The organism is Bacillus sp. URHA0034 (assembly GCF_056280405.1).
In genome coordinates, this window is sequence record NZ_JBWCDK010000002.1 from 1,480,942 (window position 1) to 1,503,687 (window position 22,746).

At 37.1% G+C, this 22,746-nt stretch carries 15 protein-coding genes and 1 pseudogene; 3 read left to right on the forward strand and 13 right to left on the reverse strand.

Going from position 1 to position 22,746, the window contains the following annotated elements:
* Window positions 1-48 precede the first annotated feature (48 nt).
* From ACZ9EE_RS09160 to ACZ9EE_RS09180, 5 genes and pseudogenes are all read right to left on the reverse strand, one after another.
* Window positions 49-743: pseudogene (locus ACZ9EE_RS09160) on the reverse strand (carbohydrate kinase family protein); the annotation flags it as partial.
* Window positions 744-952: 209 nt separating this feature from the next.
* Complete coding sequence (locus ACZ9EE_RS09165; RefSeq protein WP_476026398.1) at window positions 953-3,796, reverse strand: alpha-L-rhamnosidase; 2,844 nt, start codon at window positions 3,794-3,796, stop codon at window positions 953-955.
* Window positions 3,797-4,014: 218 nt separating this feature from the next.
* Complete coding sequence (locus ACZ9EE_RS09170; protein WP_476026400.1) at window positions 4,015-5,739, reverse strand: glycoside hydrolase family 3 protein; 1,725 nt, start codon at window positions 5,737-5,739, stop codon at window positions 4,015-4,017.
* A 5-nt stretch (window positions 5,740-5,744) separates the two neighbouring features.
* Window positions 5,745-6,407: a beta-phosphoglucomutase gene (gene pgmB, locus ACZ9EE_RS09175; RefSeq protein ID WP_476026401.1), complete on the reverse strand. Its 663-nt coding sequence runs from the start codon at window positions 6,405-6,407 to the stop codon at window positions 5,745-5,747.
* Between the two features lie 651 nt (window positions 6,408-7,058).
* A complete protein-coding gene (locus ACZ9EE_RS09180; RefSeq protein ID WP_476026403.1) occupies window positions 7,059-7,589 on the reverse strand; it encodes a PadR family transcriptional regulator in 531 nt (176 codons plus the stop codon).
* A 336-nt stretch (window positions 7,590-7,925) separates the two neighbouring features.
* Here ACZ9EE_RS09180 and ACZ9EE_RS09185 point away from each other — a divergent pair, with 336 nt between their 5' ends.
* Entirely contained in the window at window positions 7,926-9,158 is a 1,233-nt protein-coding gene (locus ACZ9EE_RS09185) for a cytochrome P450 (RefSeq protein ID WP_476026405.1), read from the forward strand.
* A gap of 215 nt (window positions 9,159-9,373) precedes the next feature.
* Here the strand turns inward: ACZ9EE_RS09185 and ACZ9EE_RS09190 are convergent, their stop codons facing one another.
* Both ACZ9EE_RS09190 and ACZ9EE_RS09195 read right to left on the reverse strand, forming a co-directional pair.
* A complete protein-coding gene (locus ACZ9EE_RS09190; RefSeq protein WP_476026407.1) occupies window positions 9,374-10,486 on the reverse strand; it encodes an alpha/beta hydrolase in 1,113 nt (370 codons plus the stop codon).
* A gap of 31 nt (window positions 10,487-10,517) precedes the next feature.
* Window positions 10,518-10,751 (reverse strand): hypothetical protein, encoded by a 234-nt coding sequence (locus ACZ9EE_RS09195; RefSeq protein WP_476026409.1) that lies wholly within the window; start codon window positions 10,749-10,751, stop codon window positions 10,518-10,520.
* 231 nt (window positions 10,752-10,982) lie between these two features.
* On the opposite strand from ACZ9EE_RS09195, the gene ACZ9EE_RS09200 reads away from it, so the two are divergent.
* Window positions 10,983-11,993, forward strand: coding sequence for a phosphotransferase enzyme family protein (locus tag ACZ9EE_RS09200; protein WP_476026411.1), 1,011 nt, complete (start codon window positions 10,983-10,985; stop codon window positions 11,991-11,993).
* A 147-nt stretch (window positions 11,994-12,140) separates the two neighbouring features.
* On the opposite strand, the gene ACZ9EE_RS09205 is transcribed toward ACZ9EE_RS09200, so the two are convergent.
* Together ACZ9EE_RS09205 and ACZ9EE_RS09210 are read right to left on the reverse strand one after the other, a co-directional pair.
* Window positions 12,141-13,661, reverse strand: a complete 1,521-nt coding sequence (locus ACZ9EE_RS09205) for a glycoside hydrolase family 43 protein (RefSeq protein WP_476026413.1) — start codon at window positions 13,659-13,661, stop codon at window positions 12,141-12,143.
* 346 nt (window positions 13,662-14,007) lie between these two features.
* On the reverse strand, window positions 14,008-15,273 hold the full coding sequence (locus ACZ9EE_RS09210; RefSeq protein ID WP_476026415.1) for a glycoside hydrolase family 1 protein: 1,266 nt from the start codon (window positions 15,271-15,273) through the stop codon (window positions 14,008-14,010).
* A 240-nt stretch (window positions 15,274-15,513) separates the two neighbouring features.
* Between ACZ9EE_RS09210 and ACZ9EE_RS09215 the strand changes: the two genes are divergently transcribed.
* Window positions 15,514-16,494, forward strand: coding sequence for an AraC family transcriptional regulator (locus ACZ9EE_RS09215; protein ID WP_476026417.1), 981 nt, complete (start codon window positions 15,514-15,516; stop codon window positions 16,492-16,494).
* A gap of 40 nt (window positions 16,495-16,534) precedes the next feature.
* Here ACZ9EE_RS09215 and ACZ9EE_RS09220 read toward each other — a convergent pair whose 3' ends face one another.
* The 4 genes from ACZ9EE_RS09220 to ACZ9EE_RS09235 all read right to left on the reverse strand — a co-directional run bounded on the left by ACZ9EE_RS09220 (window position 16,535) and on the right by ACZ9EE_RS09235 (window position 22,456).
* The gene (locus ACZ9EE_RS09220) at window positions 16,535-17,440 is read right to left on the reverse strand and encodes an alpha/beta hydrolase (protein ID WP_476026419.1); all 906 of its coding nucleotides are present in this window, start codon (window positions 17,438-17,440) and stop codon (window positions 16,535-16,537) included.
* A gap of 90 nt (window positions 17,441-17,530) precedes the next feature.
* On the reverse strand, window positions 17,531-18,823 hold the full coding sequence (locus ACZ9EE_RS09225) for an MFS transporter (protein ID WP_476026421.1): 1,293 nt from the start codon (window positions 18,821-18,823) through the stop codon (window positions 17,531-17,533).
* Between the two features lie 276 nt (window positions 18,824-19,099).
* Window positions 19,100-21,604: a GH39 family glycosyl hydrolase gene (locus ACZ9EE_RS09230; protein ID WP_476026423.1), complete on the reverse strand. Its 2,505-nt coding sequence runs from the start codon at window positions 21,602-21,604 to the stop codon at window positions 19,100-19,102.
* 90 nt (window positions 21,605-21,694) lie between these two features.
* Complete coding sequence (locus ACZ9EE_RS09235; RefSeq protein ID WP_476026425.1) at window positions 21,695-22,456, reverse strand: DeoR/GlpR family DNA-binding transcription regulator; 762 nt, start codon at window positions 22,454-22,456, stop codon at window positions 21,695-21,697.
* Between the last annotated feature and the right edge of the window lie 290 nt (window positions 22,457-22,746).

Below are 22,746 nucleotides of genomic sequence, written 5' to 3' on the forward strand. Positions count from 1 at the left end.
AATTTCAAAATCGAAAATAAATTAATTTTCTCCCTTTCAGTGAAATATTTAGGAAAGTTTTAGAAAACAATCAATTTCTTCTTTTGTTGGAATGGATGGAATCGCTCCTTTCCCGGTTGTCGTAAGAGCACCACTCGCATTAGCAAAAGATAGCACTACTTGATGATGCTCTCGAAGAATTTTTTTAAGGGTTTCTTGTCTTACATTTTTTTCTAATAATTGTTAAAAGATTCTACCTATAAAAGCAGCTCCTGCGCCAGTGGTATCTTGTACTTCTACATGATAACCTGCTGATGTATAGGCTTCACCTTTTAAATATAATTCTGCTCCTGCTGCTCCCTTTGTATAAATAATGGCTTGAACATTACCAATAAATAAAGATTGTATGGCTTCATTTATATTTGAAATGCATGTAATGAATTCAAGCTCTACATCAGAAATTTTTAAAATATGTGCACTTGGAACAAATTCTAAAATAGTTTTTCTACAAGCTTCAGGGCTATTCCAAAGAGGAAGTCGGACATTTGGATAAAAGCTAATAATGCTGCCATTTTCTTTTGCTAAATGAATCGTCTTTATATGTGCCTCTTCATAGGATTTTCCACTAAATCAACAGAACAAAAGTGGAGTATATCTCCTTCTTTAAACCAACTATCCTCGATCTCTTTTTCACTAAGAAGAAGGTCTGCTGATGGATTGCGGTAAAAGGAAAAATCACGTTCACCATTTTGACGTAATGATAATCAGAAGATGTCCTTTTTGTTATAAAAAAACTAAGCCTGTGAAAATTTTACTCCTCGTAAAATTTCACAGGCTTTTTAGTGTTGAGGGGGAGTTATGTCCCGGCCTCTTAATTTCATTTTAATTGTAACGCAGATTCTTTTCAGGCTCTTTTTTATCCTTTTTTATGTCATTTCCTAACTCTTTAATTGGTAAGAAATTGAAGCCACGATTATTGGACACTTACTTTTATCTTTTTTAGCCTTACATCTAAATCGTCCAAAACTTCTACTGAAATTGGCAAGAACGGCATATGGGATAATTCTCTAAGTGATTGATGGCCAACGTTGGAAATCATTTCCTGAGGGAAAGCTGCAACTTGTGGCACGGTTTCCTCCAATATATTTTTCACTTCCATATTACCCACCAATTCACTCAATGGCATCTTTGTACTGTAATATTTTAAATAGCAAACCTCTGGCATATAGGAGAATTCCCAGGTTCCACTGCTTAACTCAACCTGTACCTGTTTACCGGTTTGATTTGCACTAACTTCTACCTCATTTAAAGACTTTCCATTCAGAAGTACGTTATCTAGCGCAGCATCCGGTAATTCAACAGTAGCTGTAGCATTAAAAGGAATAACAAACGTAAACCTCAACTCTCCATCTTCACTTAGTTCCCAGTGACTTTCGTATAAACCGGAGGCCGAATCCAACATTGCTTTAGCGAACTTCAATCGATAATCAGGCTGTGGTGATAGTCTGACATGTCTAAAACCTGGTTGATCTTCAACAGGGTTAATACCTGCCACATTACGATACATCCATTCCACAATCGAACCATATGCATAGTGATTTAAAGAGTTCATATCCGTTCCGCTTATCTTACCGTCCGGCAATACTGAGTTCCAACGTTCCCAAATGGTTGTTGCCCCCATTGTTACGGCATATAACCAGCTTGGATAATCCTTATTTAAAAGTAACGTATAAGCTAAATCATTGTTTCCGTTCTCAGAAAGCACTCTGCATAGATACGGTGTCCCGACAAATCCAGTCTTCAAGTGGTTCTTGTCCTTTTTTAATCTTGTACGTAAATCATCGGCTAATCTGTTTCTATGCTCTTCTGGTACAAGATCTATAAATAAAGCAACAACTAACGCTGTTTGATTATTAAGGGCAAGACGTCCTGTAGATGTAAAGTATTCTGCTTGAATCGCGGCTCGCACTTCATTTGATAACTGTTCGTACTCAGAAGCAACTTCATCCTTGCCAAGTACCCTTGCTGCCTTTGAAACCAGCATAGCTGAATAGCAATAATAGGCTGATGAAATGAACGCAGTTTCAGTTCCACCCATTGGAGAACTCGGATCCTCTCCATCCAATGCCAGCCAGTCACCAAAATGGAAACCGGTTGCCCAAAGTCTTTTAGAACCTGAAGCCTCATCGGCTCTCTTAATATAATCAACCCAGCCCTTCATACTATCGAATTGCTGTTCAAGTATCGCTTTATCTCCATAGTGAAGATAGATATTCCATGGGATAACCGTAGCTGCCTCTCCCCATGCACTTGAACCGCCGCCTTTAACCGTTGCCATCGGTACTACCATTGGAACCATTCCATCTTGTGAGGATTGTTCTTGGGCAAGGTCATAACCATATTTACTGAAGAAAGCATAGGTGTCCATATTGAAGGCAGCTGTTCCAGAAAACACCTGGGCATCCCCGGTCCAGCCCATTCGTTCGTCACGTTGCGGGCAATCTGTTGGTACATCTAAGAAATTACCTTTTTGACCCCATAATGCATTCAAGAATAATCTGTTAACCAATGGGTTGCTGGTTTCAATACTACCCGTTTGATCCATATCAGAATATAAGACGCAGCCTGTAAAATCTTCCTTATCTAGTTCTCCATTCCAGCCAGAGACTTTTACATATCTAAAGCCGTAAAAAGTAAAATGAGGTCTTACAACAAAATCTTCACCATTGGAAATATATCTGAATTCTGCCTTAGCTGTACGAAGATTGTCTTGATAAAAATTCCCCTCCTGTAAGAGTTCACCATATTGTAAGACGATTTCAGAACCCTTTGGAGCATTGGTTTTAAATTGAACCCAGCCTACCATATTCTGGCCCATATCGAGCACTGTTTCACCAGCTGGTGTTTTAATCACTTCAATTGGCTTTAACTGTTCCTTTATCACTACTGGCAAACTTAATCTCGCCTTTAATCGGTCGTATCCCAAATCTATTACCTTTACATCGTAAGTGGTTGCATCTTTTGCATTAGCATCGTAAATTTCCCCATCATAAATACCACTAAATAAAATAGGACTCTTTCTTGCTTTCCATGTGTCATCAGTGTTTATGAGAGTGGAGGTTCCATCTGCATGTTTTATGACAATTTCACATAAAAGGGCAAATTGATCACCATAAATTTCATTTTCTCCGCCTTCAAAGCCAAAGCGGCCCTTGTATAAGCCATTTCCAAGACTAACCTCGACAGAGTTTTGTCCTGCTTTAACTAAATTGGTAATATCATAAGTCTGGTATTGCAGCCATTTGTCATAGGCATTGAAATTAGGACTAAGATATTCATCCCCAGCCTTTTCACCGTTAATCTCGATTTCATATAAACCCAATCCAGAAACATAGGCACGGGCAGAAACAATTTCTTTTGACAGGTCAAATTCCCTTGTTAATACAGGATGAATGTCTTTATTAAAATCTGGAGTGATCCACTTGGCATCCCAAGAATCAGCCAATTTTGCTGTTTCAAACCAAGCAGTTTCACTTACAGCCATATCGCCATTATCTGCCCAAACTGTAACGCGCCAATAGTAACGGGTACATGGCTTAAGGTTAATAGTAGGTTTAAATGCAAGGCTGTCTATTCCCGCATTCACGCCACTGTCAAAAACGATGTTTGTAAATTCTTCATCCAGTGCAACCTGTATTTGGGCGGCAGTTTGTTTTTTTGCGGCCGTATCATATGTGACAAAAGAAAAACGTGGTATGCCTAAATCAAATCCCAGTGGGTTAGTTATACGGTTAGTTTTCATACTTTTTATTTTCATTCAAATTTCCCTCTCAATAAGTAATATCAAAAACTATATTTTTGTTTAGATTTAAGATCATTTTGCGAAATCTTAAATTAATTTTAGCAAACGCTTTTATCTTTTTTAATATTGATAAAAAAGATAAATATTGCCTGAATCAAAGATTAACCTTCAATATTCACCATCGTATTAAAAGAAGCAGCACTCCAGCTTAACAATGGAGTGCTTACCTTTATTTAAAATCTAGTATCCCATTTCCCACAAAAAGGATCTACAGGGCTCTTCCCTTTAAACTCAGATTTTCCCAAGATTTTATCAATGATTGCTTCTACCACAAACTCACTAGATGAATAAGCATTTATATAGGTCTTTACCATTGGGACGTCCTGCAGATGGTAAGGGTTCGCAACCGAAATAAATAATGTAGGAATATCTTTAACAAACCATGGAGCGTTAGCATTTAAAGGCTGCTGCCAATTAATTCTAACAGTCGTTTGGTTACTTGCCGTTTCAAGGTTGGCAACGTATATAATCAGATCATATTTCTCTTTAAAATCATTCACACTCATAAACAGCTCAGGGAAATTAACTTGCTTGTCATTATAAAGTTCCACTTCGAAACCGGCATTTTCAAGGGAGTTCATAAACGGTTGGGTGATGGAACCACCTTCTTTTAGTCCTCCTTCTTGATCACCTAACACATAAAGTCGAACCCGTTTGTACTGATCAGTACTAATCGGCAGCAGTTTTTGTGTATCCTTTACTAATGTAACGGATTGGTCTGCACACTCTATTGCCCAAGCCTTATGTTCTTGACACTGCAATACCGATAATTTCGCTTCTTCAGGTACTAAAGTTCCCATTTCTTTTTGTTTATGCAGACCTAGTGATGCTTTAAGAGCAAGTACTCTAGTAACGGCTTCATCTACTCTTTCTAAGGTTAGGATCCCGGTATCAATCCCTTTCAACATAAATTCATAATCTTCTTTAATATTACGATTGAAGAGGAACATATCACAGCCTGAAGCGATCGCCTTTGGTACAGCAATTTCTCTTCTTTCGGAAGTAGTGAATCCTAACATAGGGGAAGCATCGGTCACAATTAAACCATTAAAACCTAAATTATCTCTTAATAAACCATTAAGTAATTCTGGTGCTAGTGTTGCCGGCATGATTTGTTCATCCTCAATACCCGGCCGTAGTTTTCTCGAATATTCAGGAAGCATAATATGTCCTGCCATAATCGATTTAGTCCCACTGTCAATCATCTCTTGGTAAACCATCCCAAAGGTTTGATCCCATTCCTCTGTAGATAAGCTGTTTACAGATGATAAAAGATGCTGATCTCGGTCATCCACTCCATCCCCTGGGAAATGTTTGACAGCTGCCGCAAGTCCGCTTTCATGGATTCCTTTCATAAAAGCTTTAGACATTTGAGCCACTCTGATGGGGTCAGACCCAAACGTTCTTACGTTTGTGATTGGGTTTCGATAATTCATATCAATGTCAACAATTGGTGCAAAAGCCCAGTTACAACCTACTGCACGTCCTTCACGACCAGCTACTAACCCCAGATTATAGGCCATTTCTTCACTTTCTGTTGCTGCTACCTGCATTTGTTTTCCGAAATAGGTGCCATCCGTAGCAATACCATTTCCACCAGCTTCCAAGTTAGCAGAAATTAGTAACGGTACTGGAGATAGCTCTTGTAACACCCGATGAGTTTCCTGTACTTTTGCCCCTGTGTCCGGCCGGTACATGATTCCGCCAGGATGATATTCCTTAATAAATGCTTCTAATTCTTCTTTATTGTCTGAACTGCCAATCGGACAAAATAATTGCCCTACTTTTTCATGTAAGCTCATCGATTGAAGGGTTTCTTCCACCCACTTGATATCTTTATCGCTAAGTAAAAATGGTTTATTTCTTAAATGCGCTAGACTGGCATTAAGTTTTATCATGGTAATCAACTCCTAATCTCGTTAACTTCTAATAGTTGGTCTATATCTAAATTTGTTAAATCTGGTAATTTCATATCCGCATTTAGGCAATTTGCTGCGGAACCGATACCTACCGCTTTCATCCCAGCAGCTTTTGCAGCATCAATTCCTGCCTGGGCATCTTCAATAACAGCGCATTCTTCAGGCTCTACACCGAGAATTTTAGCTGCTAATAAAAATACCTCCGGATCGGGCTTACTATTTTTGATGCTATTTCCATCAGCAATCGCATCTAAATTCGTTGTTAACCCGATTTGGTTCAAAATAAATGGAGTGTTTTTACTCGAAGAGCCAATGGCGATCTTTATATCCCTAGCTTTTAATCCTATTAATAGATTGATCACTCCTGGTAAAATGTCGTTTGGTGACAAGTTGTTAAGCAGTTCACAATAGATGTCATTTTTTCGCAATGCAAGAAGGTGCTTTTCGTTATCACTGTAGGCTTTGTCCGAGTGACTTAGAATAATTTCCAGACTTTCCATTCTGCTTACACCACGGAGTCTTTCATTTATTTCTCTATCAAAATAAATTTGTTCCTGATCGCTAATTTGTTTCCAAGCTTTGTAATGATATTCATCGGTGGAGACAATCACACCGTCTAAATCAAAAATAACTGCAGAAATTTTCATAGTTCCCATCCTTATATCAAATAGTAAGCGACGTGCCCTGAAGCATCATCTGAAAGCGTTTCCTATTACAATTATTATGATATAAAAAATAGCAATATATTGCTCTCCCCTTTTTGGCTGAAAACAGGCCGATATTTGTTCTATTTTCTTTTTCAATATGTTCGTAGATTAAGGGAAGATGAAAAAAAGAGCCCTGATTAACAAGAGCTCTTCGACTACAATAAACCTATCTCCGAAATATGTTCCTTACTGAACTTTTTCTGCCCAAAGTTTTTTCAAAGTGTTTCAAGAAATTTACTGGCATCACCTATTAAAGGAAGAATAACCCGACAGACTCTCTGTCGGGTCTAATAATATTCTAATTTTTTAGCAGCAGGTAAGCTTAACTTCGGGATATCTAAGAATTTCTTAATAGCTAGAGCACAGGCCCCCATGACACATGCATTGGTTCCGAGCTCTGATAAAATAATCTCTTTATAACTAATAATGGAGGATCAAAAGTGAATGATACTTTACCCTATTTTTATATAGAATTGCAAACAGTAATTTAAAAAACGTTATTCTCCTTTAACCTAAAGAGGAATAACGTTTTTTTACTACCTAAGCCATAACATAGTCTTCTGCGCCAGGATATCCATACTGCTTATTATTTCATTCTTCGAACTGCTTTAAAAAAGTAAGGAGTTTTTCCATCCAATAAATATTATGTTCTGATTGACTAAAAGCATGTTCACTAATAAATTCAACCGCTCTCAGTTGTTTTTCATCAAGTAATTCAATTCGTACTTCAGCCTCTCTATATTTAGCCCAACGATTCTTCTCTTGTTTTATAGTTTCCTCAAGGAACAAAGCCGCCTTGGCTGGATCAATGTATTTTATCAGGTAAATCGAAATGTACAAATCTTCTATCTTTAAGACCTCTTTAAAGCTGTTATAAATCTCCTGCTCAAGAAACCGTCTTCCTTCCTGCGTAATTCCGTACAGGGTTTTGTTTGGGCGATTGATTATCTGAATTGTTTCGACAGGTTGAATGAGCCCTTTTTTCTGTAATGCCTCAAAATTATAGTAAAATTTTCCCTCACTTATTTTTATGGGAATTACATCTAGCAACGCTTTCTTTAGTTGATAGGGGCTGCTATTCTCATTAGCCAAACTCCCAAGTATAAATAACGAAAGAGACATAGCAACATCTCCTTTCTAATAATTAGTGTCTTAAACCTTTAAATTTTATCATAATAGTCATCGTCTTACCTCCATTTGTCTACATTCTCAGTAGTTGAAACATTTGCTAACCATTTACCAAAGAGCTTTTTTAAGTGCGTAAAGCAAGAGTATTAAAGCCTATTTATATAATTTTGCATCATAACAAAAATAAAAATTCTTTAGTAAAATGTACTCTATAAAAACTACTCTGATTGGAGTAATTTAAAATTAGCAAGAGACATGAGGTAATACATAATTAACAATTAACTATTATTTATTACTTTGTGTAAATCCATTTAAAGGAGCACGACTATTATGAATAGAGAAGTAATTCCAATGAATGAAATCACAAATTTTCAATCACGTGCAGAAGAATTTTTTCCTATTAATTGGTACAAAGAAATGCTTCACAATCATCCGGTTTATTATCATGAAAAAACAAATACATGGAATGTGTTTAAATATGAACATGTTAAACAGGTATTAAGTAACTATGAATACTTTTCAAGTGAAGGTCCTAGAACAACAATTTTTGTTGGAGCTAAAGACAAACAAGAAGAGAATTCACCTATTATGAATATTACACTTCAAGATCCGCCTCGGCACCGGAAAGCTCGCTCCTTGTTAGCAGCTGCTTTCACTCCCCGCAGCTTAAAGAACTGGGAGCCACGTATTCAACAGATTGCAACCGAACTTGTGGAAGCCATACCAGAAGGCTCTACTGTTAATATTGTGGATGCCTTGGCGGGGCCATTACCTAGTCTAGTCATAACGGATTTATTTGAGGTACCGGTACAAGATAGGTATCAGTTCAAAAAATGGGTTGATATCCTTTTCCAACCTTATGACAGAGAAAGGCTAGAAGATATTGAACTAGCAAAACAAAATGCTGCAAAAGAATATTTCCAATACCTTTACCCGATTGTCGTTCAAAAGCGTTCGAACCTTGCCGATGATATAATCTCTGATTTGATCCAAGCCGAAGTTGATGGTGAAAGGTTTTCGGATGAGCAGATCGTACAAACCACAATGTTACTTCTAGGTGCCGGGGTTGAAACAACAAGTCATGCGATAGCCAATACTTTCTATTCATTACTCTATGATGACCAGTCAGTATATGGAGAACTAAGAGATAATTTAGAATTAGTACCAAACGCAGTCGAGGAAATGCTCCGTTATCGTTTTCATATGTCAAGAAGGGATCGAACTGTGAAACAAGACAATAATTTATTAGGTACTGAATTAAAAAAAGGTGATGTAGTTATTGCGTGGATGAGTGCATGCAATATGGATGAAAATATGTTTGAAGATCCATTCTCTTTAAACATTCATCGTTCAAATAATAAAAGACATTTGACATTTGGAAATGGTCCACACATATGTTTAGGCGCGCCTCTTGCACGATTAGAAATGAAAATTGCCCTTGAGGCATTCTTACAAAAGTTTTCACGTATCGAACCGGTTGAAGGTTTTAAATTAGGAGAAAATTTAACTTCTTCCGCTACGGGACAGTCCTTAACTTATTTACCGATGAAGGTGTATAAATAAAGTTCATAAAGTCAATTAATGATATGTAAATCGATTTGGGAACACCAGTTGATCTGTGTTGTTCTCTTTTTTTATTTAACTAACCTTAATTAAATGCAAGCTTTTCAAACATATGTGATATAAAAAAGAGCCCTTATTATTAAGAGCTCAAGTTGACCAAATATAATTGTAAGTTATCCATTTTCAATTTTATTTTCTGGTCCACAACAAGATGGCTACAGATTCTTCATTACTGCAGCGATTTCAATACATAAATCCTCAGCTTGGGGTACATGTCCTAATTTATCAATAAATGCATGGGTCATCCCTTTATAACGGAAACAAGTGGTTTCTACGCCTGCATCCTCAAGCTGCTTAGCATAAAACTCTGTATGAATGCGTAAACCGTCAAATTCTGCTCCAGCTAAAATAGCTTTTGGCAGACCAGCATGTGATTCGGCAAGCATTGGACTAACGTAAGGATTATTGATATCTTCCTTATCAGATATATAAGCTCCTAAAAAATGATTATCTTCAAATTTTGAAGGTCTTCCAAGTGATATAAGTCCCTTGATGATGTCCTTGTGCTCCTTTGACTTTTCAAAAAAGTTTTCACTCCACTCATATCCGTCAACCATGGCATCCGCTTGTGTAACTGCCGGATAAATCAATACCTGCATGGCAATTTTTGGTGTACCTTCATCTCTTGCTTTCAAACAAACTGCCGCTGCATAATTGCCTCCGGCACTATCTCCGCCAACACTGATTTTCTCAGGGGCAATTCCATATGCTTCTGCATGATCATAAACATGCTTTACCGCATAATAATTGTCATTAAATCCATTAGGGAATGGCTTTTCTGGAGCTAAAGAATAATCTACGTTAAATACCACTCCATCAGTTAATTCTGCTAACAATTTGCAGAAGTTTTCTACCGTATAAACGCTGCCGCCAATCCAGCCGCCTCCATGAAAAAATACAAATGCAGGCCGTTTTGGATTTTTTTCTGATTTTCTTGGATAGTAGCGCCATAAGCCTACTGTATTTCCGCTATCTGTGATTTCTTCATATTTTGTATGTATTTCTACTGTGTTTAAATTATAGTTAGGGAATCCCATGTTTTCCCTCATGATAGGAATCAATGCTTCCATTGGCGGCATCGCTGCAGGTTCTTCTCCATCTAATTTTCCGGCCCAATGATTATCCATAAGACTTAATTCCATAGGATCAAGATATCCGGGTCTAGCTTCACCTGGGCTTGGTTTTACGATAACTTTAACTCCATTATTTTCGATAATCGTAGTTTCATTTTGTAATAGGTCGATGGCACTTGTACTATATTTACGCATGATAATAACTCCTCTCTTAACCTAAAATTTTTCAATCTAACCACTTTAAGAAAACGCTTTCCTGTATGAATTTTATAATATACCTACTTCTTGTATAATACATCCTCTTTTTTGCCTGAAAATAGGCGAATTTTTGTCCTAGGGAAAATCGATCCGGCATGGTTAAAAAGTTTGTTAATGCAGCAGCTTCTCTGTCTTCCCATAATTTGATTGTTTCAATTTTCATATGATGATACCCTCTTTCTTGTTTTCGCTGATTGGCCACATTAATATACTAATCTGCCGATATTATTTTTCCTTTCTAAGGCTAACATCGATTTTTGCACTTATCTTAGCAAACGTTCTCATTCTTTTTAATATTAAATTCAAAGGGGTTTTTGCTTGAATCAAAGATTATGTTTATTACAATAATTCAATACTTCATTTATCGATTCAATAATACTTTCTTCTTTTTCATGTACATGATAGACTTCTTTTTAAAAAGGATTTTGGATAGATGAAAAAAAATTTATATTATATTGAAGAAATAGTACCTTTGTATTTCCCAGATGAAAACTGGGAGATTGTCCCCGGACCAAGCGGAGAAAACAATACAACCCTATTTATACTCGCAAACAGTGAGCAGTACGTACTGAGAATTTACGAGACCCATCAAGATGAAGACAAGGTAAGCTATGAACATGCTGTATTACTAGCGCTAAAAGAACGACCGCTTTCCTTTTTTATACCTGTACCAATGAGAACCAAAGCTGGGCAAACCATTGTCATAACTAAATCCGGATTTCTTGCAGGATTGTTCAGATTTATCGATGGGAAGAATCCTGCCCTTGAGGACTTAGATCAAATATATTCATTTGGTATGGTGACTGGTCAACTTACTGCAGAACTTGCCAAGGTCAGTGTAAACCACCTGCCAGTATACAGACCATATTATGATATGGATAGTACACACCCAAGATGTTCTTTGGAACAGATTAAAGATTTTTCACTAACTCCACCAGAGAACTTTATGGAGTTAACTCAAGAATTATTAATTATCTACAATCAACTAGTTTCATTTCAAGACAGAGTTCCATTTTTAAAAAGGCTTCCCCACCAACTTGTCCATGGAGATTTAAATGCTTCCAACATTCTTTCGGGAGGGAATGGAAAAATTTCAGCGATTCTTGATTTTGAATTTGTTACACATGATTTACGAGTGATGGAAGTCGCGGTTTCGATTTCCGATTTTATTGATGATGAAGAGGATGAAACGATTATTTTTAAAAAGATTACTGCCTTCCTAATGGGATATGGCAGCAGGATTAAGCTGGCAGAAGGAGAAATTGAGGCCCTTCCTCTTTTAATCCAACTACGAAGTTTAGATGTATTTATCCATTTTCTCGGTCGTTATTGGGACGGAGTTGACTCTATTGATACGGTCAAGAAGTATATTTGTAAGGCTGCGCAAAGAGTTTCATGGATTTTAAAACATCAAGACAAGTTCATCAATTTCTCTGAAAAATAGCATAAATAAAAAAAAGCTGCCAACCTATGGCAGCTTTTTTTCTTAGGTTTTTGACTACTCTGATGATAAACTTTTTTGGATGAAGGTCGTCAATAATTTTGCACTAACGTCACCCTGTTACATGATGGAGCTCCCTAATCCTGAGAATTATACTGAGTACTCAAACCAATGAAAATATGCAGGAACACTCTTTTTTTGTCCACTTCCTACTGTATAAAGTCCGAAATATACACCAGTGAATCCCCCAGCTACTTCAGTTGATAATAGCGAACATTCACCTGAGCCTAAAATAATAGACTCTCCGTCTTGCTTTTGATAGGCAAACGTATAATTTTTAGCATCTGCATGAACAGTTAAAATAATATCCTCTCGAATATACTCATGTTCAGACTCAACCTTCCAAAGGGATCCGATTCTTCGTCTTACAAAAACCTTTTTTACACCATCTCTAATTCCCAATACAATTTCATAATGAAATCGTTCATTCATGAAGACGGTTAGCCCAGCCTCTTCCCCCTCCATTGTTGGAGAGAATTCTAGAAATGTTGATACCTTGCAATCGAAATGCTGTTGCCTGCGGCCTACGAACGCTTGAGAACCTAAGTCATTTAAACTTGTAGAAGTCCCATATAACGTAAGGAAACCCGGCCTATCAGTTAAAGACCAGCTTTCTTCATTAGGATTACGCAGGAAATTCCAAGAGAACTCTAAAGCAGGCTCATTAAAGTCATCTTTATACTTAATATGTTCTTTATCCTCTATTTTGAGTGTTCTTCCGTCCATTTCTAATTCGACTTGAGCACCAATTATTGGCCAAACATCTTGACCCCAATCAACTGGAGCCAAGAAAGTTTCTCTGCCAAGATGATGGTGTTTTCCACTAAAAGGAATCGGGGCAGGGCGAATTCCTAAAAATACTGTCCACCAGCTGCCATCTGTATATTCAACTAAATCAGCATGCCCAGTGGCTTGAATCGGGCTTGCACTGCTGCGATGGGTAAGAATTGGGTTATTGGGATAACTTTCAAATGGACCAAAAGGCTGTTGGCTTCGTGCCATTGTTACCATATGCCCGTATTCTGTTCCACCTTCAGCAATCAGTAAATAATACAAGCCGTTTATCTTATAAAGATGGGGACCCTCGGGATGGGCCCCGCCTGTACCTTGCCATATTAACCGGCGCTCAGTAAGAATCTCCCCGGAATCAATATCGATTTCAGCCTGATAGATCCCTAGAGTTTCTCCACTGAAGATATCTTGTGTTCCCGTAAGATAAACCTTTCCATCCTCATCAAATAATAGAGAAGGATCTATTCCAGGCCAATCCAGCCAAATTGGTTCTGACCAGGGGCCCTCAGGATTTTCAGTCCATACAATAAAGTTTTTTCCGATTGTTAGATTCGTTGTAATCATATAAAAACGGCCATTATTATATCGAATGGTTGGGGCAAAAATCCCCATGGAACTCTTTGATTCGTGTAAAGGTAATTGACTATCACGAGTTAAACAATGACCTATCTGTTTCCAATTAACCAAATCCTTAGAATGAAAAATCGGTACACCTGGGAAATATTCAAAGGAACTAGTAACTAGATAAAAATCTTCTCCTACTCTACAAATACTAGGATCTGGGTGGAAGCCGCTGATAACTGGATTTTGATATTTCATAATTGAAATTCCCTTCTTTCTCATAGATTGTAACTTTAATAGGGATTAATGTTAAGAAGGCACTTAATTTGGGCAAGGTCAGCATTGACTTTTTCAAATCTGTTCAGATATTTAATGTGTTCGGACAGCCACACTAGTTTTTTCCTCTGGCCTGTCCGAAGGTGCCTCGGGTTCGGACAACAACACCCTTTTTTTCTTCCTGCCTGTCCGAAGGTACCTCGGGTTCGGACAGCAACACCAGTTTTTTCCTCTGGCCTGTCCGAAGGTGCCTCGGGTTCGGACAACAACTTCCATTTTTTCTCCCTACCTGTCCGAAGGCGCTTCAAATTCATCAATTTGACTAAGTTTATTCGTTTACAGCATTGTTCTTTGAAATCTCCCCTAACACACGACCACTTTCCTTTACCATTCTCTCTTGTGTATCACGGTTTACTCCAATAATCCCAAAATGCGGATCGTATCCAAACGTCCATTCATAGTTATCAAATGTAGACCAATATAGATAACCTAGAACTTGAATTCCATCCTCAATGCACGAATGCACTCCTTTAAGACCACGTTGGATAAATTCAACCCGACGGCTATCATCATTTGTTGCAATACCGTGTTCCGTTACCAGCACAGGGATGTCTAACTCTTTGGCTACATTTCGAATCGTTCCAGCAAGTGCTTCGGGATAAAACTCATACCCCATTGCGGTCACTTCTGTTCCTTCTGCCAGCGGAACTTGTCCACCTGGACCATACACTTCAAGGGTGTAATTCTGTACGCCGATAAAATCATCGCCTTCAATGATTGATTTAAATTGCCCAAAATAATCATGCCATACTTTCGCGGCTTGTTTTTCTCCACCTTCAATCGCTTGAATTTCAGGCAGGGCCAAGGAAAATCCAACTTTGGTAGACGGGTTTATTTTTTTCATAACCTCTCTTGCTTTGCAATGCGCATCTTTCACAATTTCTAATGACACCTCATCAGAAGCCATATGGAAAGTGAAATATTGATCAATGGTTGTCCCGCATTTCTGGGCAGCTGATTCTCTCCAGCCCGGTGCTGTCCAAGACTTGGCATCCATCCCAACAGGCGGCATAAAGTTCATATTAATAAATAATTCTTTTAACATGACTGGCAAATTGACTTCATTCATGGTCAATACATAAGGAATATACTGGCCAAACTCCTTGAATACGACCTCACAATATTTCGCGAATAGGTCCGCTGTTTTAGGATTTTTCCAGCCGCCTAGTTTCATCAGCCACTGTGGAGAAGTAAAATGCATCATCGTAACCACTGGAGCAATATTGTTGTCGTAACATGCTTTAATAACATCTCGATAATGATCTAATTCAATTTGAGAATATACACCCTGTTCAGGCTCAATTCTTGCCCACTCTATGGAAAATCGGTAGCTGTTAAGTCCAAGACTTGCCATGAGTTCGATATCCTGTTTGTATCGATTGTAGTGATCGACTGCATCACCGGAATAATCTCTATAAGGGGATCCTTCAGAATATTCTTCAGCCCACATATCCGATTTATTATTGTTTCCTTCTACCTGGTAGGCAGATGTCGCCGTTCCCCAAAGGAAGGATTTAGGAAAAACATATTTCATTCTAGGTTGCCTCCTGTTTTCAATTATTTTATTCATTCTTGATAAACCCATTTTATCAATCGCTAACCCTATGGGTAATGTTAAAAAACAAGGTCTTGATTGCTCGAATCATAGTTTTTATTTTTTGTTGTCCAATGAGTAAAATCCCTCTCATTTTAAATACTTTATTTACTTACCATATGTATTTTTATATATTACAATAAAAGATAATTACTCTAATCATCATTAAAAAGGAGCACTATGGATCGAATAGAACTTAATAGCTACTTAGACAAATTTCATCTTGGGCCAATCGATAAAGAAAGAGTCTTGAGGGAGTATAATCCCGAAACTGTGATGATAAATGGAGAACCTGTCTATCAATTTAATAGAGCATTTGATATAACAGATGCACCAATTGATGAGAAAATCTCGATCTCTCAACAACCTTACGGCTCGGTTATTCCTCTCCATATGCATGATTACATCGAAATGATGTTTGTCTATAGAGGAACGTGTACTATTTTAATAAATGGGAAAAAGATACATTTGAATAAAGGGGAACTAATTTTAATTAATAAAGAAGTACCTCATAGTGTAGCAGAAAGTGCTAAGGAGGATATTGTCATTAATATGATTCTTAAACAGGATTACCTTTCTCCAAGTTTTCTTAGAAGATTGACCCAAAAAAGTATTATCTCTCAATTTATGATTGAATCTCTTGTAAGTCACCGTAATCAAAATCATTTCCTTATTTTTAGACCTGAGGAACACACCAAAGTTACAGAGATTATGGAGAATATTATGTGTGAATTTTTTGATCGTGATTTCTGTTCGGCAGAAATTATCGACTCTTATTTGATTGTTTTATTTTCAACCTTAATTCGATACACACACTACCAGACAAGGGATGAAGCCGAGGAGAATACTTCTTTACTTATTTTTTTGAAATATATCGAAGACCATTACCGTAATTGTTCTCTAGTTAAAATGGGGCAGACCTTTGGCTTTAATCCAAGTTATTTGTCTACACTGCTAAAAAAAGGGACCGGGAAATCATTTAAAGAACTTCTCCAGATTCAACGGTTGAACCAGGCTGCTTTGTATTTGTCTAATACTGATTTACCAATCCCTGAAATCGCTCAAGAAGTAGGATATTCCAGTGTTACTTTCTTTTATAAAAAATTCAAAGAACTATTTAAAGATACCCCACATTGTTATAAGGAAAAGAATAAAACATGACAAAAACCATCCCAAAAGCGGATGGTTTTATATTGATATTCTATTTAAAATGCCTTTTCAACCATTTATCAGCTAAATCAAACCAAACTTTACATTCTGGGTTTAGATGGCTGGCTTCACCCGCAGTAGTCTCATCACAAAGAGATAACCCGTGTACCCCGCTTTCAAAAACGTGCAGCTCATACGGAACTTTATGTTTTGCCAACATGGTTGCAAATCTTAAGGAGTTTTCAGCATAAACCAGATCATCGTCAGCAGTGTGCCAAATAAATGTTGGCGGTGTTTGCGATGATACATAGTTTACTGGACTAACTTCTGAAAGTTGTTCATCACTAGGATTAGAAGTACCAAAAACTGCTTTTCCCGAAATCTCCCAGAATCCTTTAATAAACTCATTAGCCTCTGTTTCCACTTTCTTCTTCATTAACTGGTAATCTACTAAAGGATATCCAAGAATAACTGCATTAGGCTTGAACAGTTCATTATCAACATTAAACTCTTCATTTAATAGACTGCTGTTCCAATGGACTCCCATACTTGCTGATAAATGAGCACCGGCAGAAAAACCACAAACTGCAATCTTATCCGTATCCACTAACCACTTCGATGCATGTTCGCGGATGATGAGCATAGCCTTGGCTAGATCAAACAATGGCTGCGGATAAGCTGATTTCTCATTAGGAGCCGGTGGATTATTAAAATCTTGAACCCACTCCTTAAAATAGGTGTTATATCGGAGAACAAACGTATGATAACCAAGAGAAGCGAAACGCATTGCAACCGGTTCAGCCTCTCGATCGGAGGTTCCTAAATATCCGCCGCCAGGGCAAATAACGACTGCAGGGCGTAGTTGGTCCTTTTGAAATTCCATCGAGTTATTAAGAATGTAAGTATGTAAGGTTACCGTTTCACTATCATCCCACAATTGGATTTTTTTAATCAACATCTACATATCTCTCCTTCTATAACTAATATGAAAATATCAATAGGAGTGAATCGATACTTGAGTATCATTCACCCCTATTTCAATTATATATTAAACTGCTTTTTCTTGAATATCATGGTTAGCTTTCAATTTCGCTCCCATTTCCGGAATTGGAAGAACAAACACTGCTGAAAGAATGGAGAAAGCCGCTAATACTAAGAAGAAGAACGTATATCCATCTCCGCCAAATAGACTTACGCCTAAAGCAATTAAAGCAGGTGCTGCGAAATTTACTAGTGTTGATGCTAGATTTGTTGTCGTATTCATAATCGAGATGTCTTTTGCAGCATTCTCTTTGTTTGGAAGAATTCGGTTTACAAGGGCATTGTCTACCGCACCGTATAATCCAAATCCAAAGTTAAAGATAAAGTTGCCAACAATTACCCATGTGATATTACTTGAGAAGGCAAATGTGATTAGACAAACTCCTGTTAAAAGGGCTGCACCGATAACAAAAGGTTTTTGTTTTTTCACTTTATCGGATAAAAAGCCACCAAGTATTCCAGCTGCAACCATTACCCCGATAGCCGGAGCAGTAAGTCCCATTAATTGAAAAATCTTTGTTTCACCCAAGTGAAATCTTGCGATATAGAAAAGCGTTAACATATTCATTCCGGCATTTGTAAAATAAATAAATAGCTTCGTTAATAATGCCCATGTATAGGAAGGGTGCTTTTTAAAACTTGGATAAAATCCACGAATACCAAACGAATTCTTTTCAGCTTTTGTTTCTGTTCCAGCAAAATAATTATCTTTAATAAGAAGAGCAGCTATGAACCCACCAATTAATTGGACAATAATCATAGTAATCATTTTTTCACTTTGGGTAGACTTAGCAAAGACTCCCATTAACATTTGTCCAGTCATTACAAAAGCAGGTGCTGCGGCACCAATAATCCCTGAAATCCGACCAAACTTTTCTTGTTCTACTTGTTCTGGAACAATCGCATAACATGAGAGTGAAACCATTCCATAAAAGAATTGTGCCAAACACCAGGAAATCACAAGCATTGGGATTGATGTAGAATACGCGAGAGCTAACATACAAATGGCGCCGCCGATACTACCTCCAATAATCCAAAATCGTCTTCTCCCCATCTTTACTCGAGTTTTATCTGCAATGATCCCACTGAATAGTCCAAAAATAACAACCGCTATACCTGTAATCCCAGATGCAGTACCATACACAGCTGTTGAATGTTCCGGCCCAACAATTTTTATAATAATAAATTGAATTAGTCCAAACGCTAATAATACTAATGGCGCAATTGCCGTCCCAACTCCAAGAATTGATGCAACGATCAATCTTCCAAATGGCGTCTTATTCATTACCGTATTCTCCATTTTATTGCCTCCTTATTTTATAATGCTTCAATTTACCTAAAAAAACTATTTTTTATCATTCCTATGAATTCTTCTTACTGGAAACGCTTCCTTATGTACTTCATTATAGAGGTATGAAAACCTTTACACTATCCGATATTTGTTCAAAGCAGGTACGTAAATTGTCATTTCAGTTTTTTATAGTTCCTTTTTACTAATTATCTGCAACAAAAAAAGGCAGGTTGATTCCTGCCTCAATTTTGTATTCAAACTGTACTCTAATCGGTTGAATCCTGCCTATAGTGTTTTTTGTGGAATAATTTCATATAATTGAACTTCATGGGGTTCAAGATTGGCTGTTAAAATATAATTTTCTTCAATACGGACATCGCTTATTTGAAGTCTAGGTACACTGGAATTTTTCAAATAACTTATTTCTTCCGTACTCATGGTTTGAGGTGCACCCATCTCAACCCACTTATCAAATGAACTTCCATTATCTCTGTTTAATTGGTATTGCTTTACTTTGTATGTTCCTTTTTTCAATTCATTTAAGATGAATTTCATTTCAATTGGATTCTGATTAAGAAACACATCGTATCTATTTTCTAAATCGATGTTTGCATGCTGGTTCATACAATACAGCCGGTCATAATGACAATAATGATATAGAAGAAGCTGATAACCCTTTGAATTTTTCGTAAGAAAATAGCCATCCCCTTGAGAAATGAGTTGATTTCCCAATTTCCCCAGCAGCTGATACGCAAAAAAAGCCGGTTTGGGAATGTTCCGATTGGTAATTAACCCAAGACCGCCATGAAAATCGACCGTCGACGCTCTTCTCTCCTCAATTAAATCCGTTATCGTCCAATAGCCAAAGCTTTGAATGGAATCCATATTTTCCAAGAGATTTTTTATGATAAACGACGCTTTAAAACTAGTATCATTCGTTAAATCACGATGATAGGCCGTAGAGTTCCATTCAGATAGGTGAATTTCTAGATTATCGAGATTATTTTCTAACAAAATCTGCTTGAGATCAGCTATGCGGTTTTTCAGAAAGCTTTCGTCTCTTGAAATATAACCGAAATCCATGGCATTTTCATTTGTTAGATTCTTTTTCTTATTTACATCCAATTCATCATGTGAGTAATTATGGAACGAGATAAAATCAGGAAGACAACTCTCTTCCCTGCAAAAATCTAAAAATCGCTGCAGCCAGTCACTGTTTTTAATCGAAACAATACTAGGTCCTCCTACTTTATAAAGTGGATTTATACCCTTAATCGTTTCGTAGGTGTTTTTATATAACGTGCAATAATCTTCGAAGGTTCCTCGCCAAAACACATAAAAATCCGGCTCATTCCATACTTCAAAATACCATTGTAAGATTTCCTCTTCCCCATAAAGGTTCTCATAATGTCGAATAAACGCCTCTAAGAGGGCATTCCATTTTTCTATATCCTTTGGTTTACTGACGTTGCTTTCTTTAAAAAACACGGTTTCATTACAAACGGCTAAATCACTTGGCATAAAGCCTAACTCGACAAACGGATTAACTTGGATACTTCGTAAAAAATGTATTAGCTTATCTGTATATAGAAAATTGAACTCAGGTACTCCTTGTTCATCTTCGCCATAAACCATCATTTCATCATCAAAAATGCCATGAAACCGAAGATAGTTGAAATTCGTCGCATCCTTCACCATCTTAAGCTGATTTTGTACATCAGTGTATAGACACTCTTTTGCTTTTCCAACAGTCATAAGATTCTTCCAAGTATGAGCAAGCTTCTGTGCTTTTTCCGCCACATTCACTTTAAATGTCTTTTTTAAAACAGATTTATTTTCGAATACTAATGCTTGTTGGTTACTGGGCAAGAAGGCAAACAGTTGGTCAAATGCCTTTGTTTTATCAATTTCCACATAGTTCGCCAGTGTCACCTTATTACTCTCCGTTTTTTTGGGTTCCATCTCTACGGCACGCCGGTATTCACTTGGTGTCTGATGATAGAATTCCTTAAAAGCCCGGTTAAAAGCTTTTACACTTGCAAATCCATTATCAAGGGCAATCTGCGTCAGTGGAATATCGGTAAAAACAATATCTTTAACAGCATGATCCAGCCTGATACTATCTACATATTTGGAAAAAGGCATCCCTAAATGTTTTTGAATAAACTTTGATAAGTAATGGACAGATAAAAATTCTAGCTGTGATAATTCATTTAACGTAATCTGCTGCTTAAAATTGTCCTTTACATAGGAGGTAATCCTTAGTAACCGTTCGATATGTTTCTGGCTGGAAACCTTGCTTTCTTTTTCTGTCTCTTCTTTAAAGTTTTTGATCAGCAAATAAATTAACTGAAAATAGAGGGATTTTATTTGTAATTCGTAACCCTCACCCTCTTTATTTATAACCCACATCATCTGCGCTAACAAAGAACGCAATTCATTAAACTCTCCTTGATGGTTCTCATCATACAGAAAAGATTTACACGAGAAGGCGTAGCCATCAACATCTTTAATATTTTCTTTTAATTCGGGAATTGGCAGCTGAATGGTAAGTAGTAAATTCTCATCTTGGTGCTGAATTGCATGAATATCGTTTGCATTAATGAGAATTACATCTTTCTCATTTAACTCAAAACGCTTATCATTAACAGACACACCCACTTTTCCTTTTAGAACAAAGATGATCTCAATACTGTCATGCCAATGGTTTGAAACATAATCGACACTGTTTAAAAATATATGCAAGGGGAGTTCTTTATTCATTTCTATAATTTCATAGGTAAAATTCATTTCGGTCACCCAACTTAATTGAATTACTTTATTTTTTCTAGTATACATGTATGTGTCGAAAAATGTAAAAAACAGACCGTAATTGGCCTGTTAGTCTACAATTAATAATTTAATGTTTCTATCCTCTAGCTCTATTTTCGTTTCTTCATTTATTTTTGAATCGGTAATTATGCAGTCGAGATTTGAGAAAGGAGAGATTCTTGAAAATGCACGAGTTCCAAATTTACTTGAGTCTACCATCAAAATTGTCTCATCGGCAATTTCCATCATCTGTTTCTTTAGTAAAGCTTGTGATTCATTAAAATCACTTAACCCTCTTTCTAGATGAACTCCTTTGCAAGATAGAAACGCCTTATTGACGTGATACATGCTAAGTGATCGTTCAGCTAACGGTCCGACATAGGATAAAGATTGCGACAGCAAGGTTCCGCCAGTGGAAATGACTTTGATTTGTTCTTTTTTACTAAGCTCAATCGCTACCTTTATGGAATTTGTTAAAACGGTTAAAGGCATATCAGGCAGTTCTTTCGAAACATACCAAGCGGTGGTACTAGCATCCAACACAATTTGATCCCCAGGCTCAATCAAACGGACAGCTGCCGCAGCAATCGCTTTTTTTTGTTCCGCGTTTGTGATTTCTCGTTCTAAATAAGAAACCTCTCCTTGATCCTTTTCAATACTAACCGCACCGCCATGAGAGCGCATTAATAAGTTCTCTTTTTCAAGCTTTTCTAAATCCCGGCGGATGGTTTCTTCCGTAACAGAGAAAATTTTACTTAATTCAGTTACCCGGATACTTAATCGTTCATTAACTAATTCCACAATCTTTTTTTGTCTTTCTGCTACCAGCATTCTCCTACCCCTCTCAGCGTATTTTTATTTATGTTGTTTTGTATTTGTTTTTTACTTATTATGACTATAACTATACCATATTTTTTTGGAAAACAAAAACAAATAATACAAAAAGAAAGATTTAATTGTTTTTCAGGCGCAAACAGGACAGGCGCTCCACTCACGCCTATCCGCAATCATACCAACCTATTAAAATCGCTCCTTAAAGGAGCTAAATTCTCTAAAGAGGACTTCTGCTTTACTGCTTTATCGCTTTATTAACCAAATTTCGGGTCGATATTAACAAAAAA

What these genes read in the sequence shown, in the direction of transcription:
- ACZ9EE_RS09215 (WP_476026417.1), top strand. Translation starts at nt 15,514, where the DNA reads ATGGATCGAATAGAACTTAATAGCTACTTAGACAAATTTCATCTTGGG.
- ACZ9EE_RS09170 (WP_476026400.1), bottom strand. Translation starts at nt 5,739, where the DNA reads ATGATAAAACTTAATGCCAGTCTAGCGCATTTAAGAAATAAACCATTT.
- ACZ9EE_RS09225 (WP_476026421.1), bottom strand. Translation starts at nt 18,823, where the DNA reads ATGGAGAATACGGTAATGAATAAGACGCCATTTGGAAGATTGATCGTT.
- ACZ9EE_RS09230 (WP_476026423.1), bottom strand. Translation starts at nt 21,604, where the DNA reads ATGAATTTTACCTATGAAATTATAGAAATGAATAAAGAACTCCCCTTG.
- ACZ9EE_RS09180 (WP_476026403.1), bottom strand. Translation starts at nt 7,589, where the DNA reads ATGTCTCTTTCGTTATTTATACTTGGGAGTTTGGCTAATGAGAATAGC.
- ACZ9EE_RS09190 (WP_476026407.1), bottom strand. Translation starts at nt 10,486, where the DNA reads ATGCGTAAATATAGTACAAGTGCCATCGACCTATTACAAAATGAAACT.
- ACZ9EE_RS09205 (WP_476026413.1), bottom strand. Translation starts at nt 13,661, where the DNA reads ATGAAATATCAAAATCCAGTTATCAGCGGCTTCCACCCAGATCCTAGT.
- ACZ9EE_RS09210 (WP_476026415.1), bottom strand. Translation starts at nt 15,273, where the DNA reads ATGAAATATGTTTTTCCTAAATCCTTCCTTTGGGGAACGGCGACATCT.
- pgmB (WP_476026401.1), bottom strand. Translation starts at nt 6,407, where the DNA reads ATGAAAATTTCTGCAGTTATTTTTGATTTAGACGGTGTGATTGTCTCC.
- ACZ9EE_RS09165 (WP_476026398.1), bottom strand. Translation starts at nt 3,796, where the DNA reads ATGAAAATAAAAAGTATGAAAACTAACCGTATAACTAACCCACTGGGA.
- ACZ9EE_RS09185 (WP_476026405.1), top strand. Translation starts at nt 7,926, where the DNA reads ATGAATAGAGAAGTAATTCCAATGAATGAAATCACAAATTTTCAATCA.
- ACZ9EE_RS09220 (WP_476026419.1), bottom strand. Translation starts at nt 17,440, where the DNA reads ATGTTGATTAAAAAAATCCAATTGTGGGATGATAGTGAAACGGTAACC.
- ACZ9EE_RS09235 (WP_476026425.1), bottom strand. Translation starts at nt 22,456, where the DNA reads ATGCTGGTAGCAGAAAGACAAAAAAAGATTGTGGAATTAGTTAATGAA.
- ACZ9EE_RS09200 (WP_476026411.1), top strand. Translation starts at nt 10,983, where the DNA reads ATGAAAAAAAATTTATATTATATTGAAGAAATAGTACCTTTGTATTTC.